We start from the raw sequence: 1,280 nt of genomic DNA on the forward strand, positions 1-1,280 counted from the left end.
GGGGTAAAAGTAGCAAAGCTGTCACCAGCCGCCACACGACGGCTGTAATCATTATCATAACTGAATTTCAGGAAAATTTTCAATTATTAGCACTATCAAATTCCAAGCCCCAACCATATAAAACTGGTAAAAGAAGATGTAGCGTTTAATACACTAATACTTACTATTAGGCAGGAACGTGCCAAAACGGGTTTCGGGTTTATTATACGCGCTCGGAATAAAGACAAGTATTAAAAACTTTGCCAGACATGAGCTTTAGCCAACTTGAAATTTTATTTTTTAGTTCTGAATAGGAGTTTTCCTCTTCGCAGTGTGAGCTATCTTTGTATATGTTGTCTGATGCAAAAGGCAAATTATGAAAGTCAAAGAATTGTTGGAAAGGTATGAGAAAGGGGAACGCAACTTCGCCCTTATTAAATTGTGGGAGACAGATTTGTCTGGCATTAACCTTAGTGGCGCTGACCTAAGTGGTACTAGGCTGGAAGAATTCGAGATATCTGGCGCCATCTTGATAGGTGTTAATTTTTGGAATACTTATTTGACTGATTCCTGTCTTGATGGTGCCAATTTGACTAGAGCCAATCTCAAGGGGACTCATCTGCTTGGTACTAAGTTCAACAATGCTAACTTGACTGAAGTCGATTTGAGAGAAGCTAGGTTTGGTAGTAACACCCGTTTCCGTAGAGCTAATTTGACTGGAGCCAATCTTGAAGGTGTCGATTTTATGGATACCAGTCTGCGAGAGGCTAATTTGACTGGAGCTAATCTTGAAGGAGCTAATCTTAGCAGGGCTTTTTTCTACAATACCATTATGCCAGATGGAAGTATTAGAAGTAGCAACATGTAAGTTTATGCCTATATTTGTCAGAAAACGAGCTTCGCTCCTAATTAGGATAAAAAAGAAGAAGCTATTACTTTCTCCGCCATATTAAGCTTGAAATCCTTGTTCTGATAGGGTTTGAGAAAAAATTACTGATTTTATTTACCTAATATCACAAATATTGACATTACACATTAAAAGATATCCTAAAATCAACCGTCACTACGAATACTGCCGTCAGGCATGATAGTATTGTGGAAAATAGTACCTTCAATATAGGATACTTTCCGCACGGCATCATAATTTAACAAAGTAATATTCAACGAAGACCCTAAGAAGTTTACTTCTTGCAAATTAGCTCCACGGAAATCAACATAGACGATGTTAGCTTTAGTAAAATTGGCTTGAATAAGGTTAGTATCTCGAAAATCAACCTCAATAAGTTGAGATGAGTTAAATT

2 protein-coding genes are annotated in these 1,280 nt (G+C 37.4%); one reads left to right on the plus strand and one right to left on the minus strand.

Features of this window, described 5'->3' with window-relative positions; all coding sequences use genetic code 11:
- The first annotated feature begins 355 nt into the window (after positions 1-355).
- Complete coding sequence (locus DSM106972_RS50930) at positions 356-847, plus strand: pentapeptide repeat-containing protein (RefSeq protein ID WP_127087847.1); 492 nt, start codon at positions 356-358, stop codon at positions 845-847.
- A gap of 185 nt (positions 848-1,032) precedes the next feature.
- Here DSM106972_RS50930 and DSM106972_RS50935 read toward each other — a convergent pair.
- Positions 1,033-1,280, minus strand: a 248-nt coding sequence (locus DSM106972_RS50935) for a pentapeptide repeat-containing protein (RefSeq protein WP_148129302.1), incomplete at its 5' end; no start/stop codon positions are given.

The sequence above is a fragment of the Dulcicalothrix desertica PCC 7102 genome, from assembly GCF_003991905.1.
Taxonomy (GTDB): Bacteria; Cyanobacteriota; Cyanobacteriia; order Cyanobacteriales; family Nostocaceae; genus Dulcicalothrix; species Dulcicalothrix desertica.

Excerpts from the sequence above, each read along its gene's own strand:
- DSM106972_RS50930 (WP_127087847.1), top strand. The coding sequence starts at position 356 with ATGAAAGTCAAAGAATTGTTGGAAAGGTATGAGAAAGGGGAACGCAAC.